The 540-nt window shown below is 62.4% G+C and carries 1 rRNA gene; it reads right to left on the bottom strand.

Features of this window, described 5'->3' with window-relative positions:
* Nucleotides 1-482: 482 nt before the first annotated feature.
* A 16S ribosomal RNA gene (locus HHX40_RS35510) occupies nucleotides 483-540 on the bottom strand; the annotation flags it as partial.

The following is a 540-nucleotide window of genomic DNA, read 5'->3' as shown; positions in this document are numbered from 1 at the left end:
CATCGGCTCCTGATGCCAAGGCATCCACCGTGTGCCCTAAAAAACTTGGCCACAAAGATGCTCGCGTCCACTATGCAATTCACAAACAACAACCAGGCAAACCAGCCCACCCCACCACCAAACACCCCCACCCCCCACAAGGAGAGCAGAAGCCGGTATGGCAGGAGACCAGCCCCAGAAGGACAACAGGCCCTCCACCAAGCAGCCACCGCAACAACCGCGGTGGCCCAGGCGAACGGTCCGTTCCCTCAGGACCCAACAGTGTGCCCGAACCCACCAAGCCCCGCCGAACGCTTCCCCACTCCGCCGACCTCCCATCAAGGAGACCCGCGGCGGTACTCACCCCGGCAGCCGAACCCGGCCGATCCGAATAACCAGTGCTCCACTAATGAGCTCACCGAGCAGGGAACACTCGTCCCTGAACCCGGCATGGACCAACCCCGACCCTCCAACGAGGATCCGAGCCGGCCGGTGCTCCTTAGAAAGGAGGTGATCCAGCCGCACCTTCCGGTACGGCTACCTTGTTACGACTTCGTCCCA

The organism is Microbispora sp. H10949 (assembly GCF_014161435.1).
In the GTDB taxonomy this organism is placed as follows: domain Bacteria; phylum Actinomycetota; class Actinomycetes; order Streptosporangiales; family Streptosporangiaceae; genus Microbispora; species Microbispora triticiradicis.
This window is presented reverse-complemented; position numbering and strand designations above follow the sequence as displayed.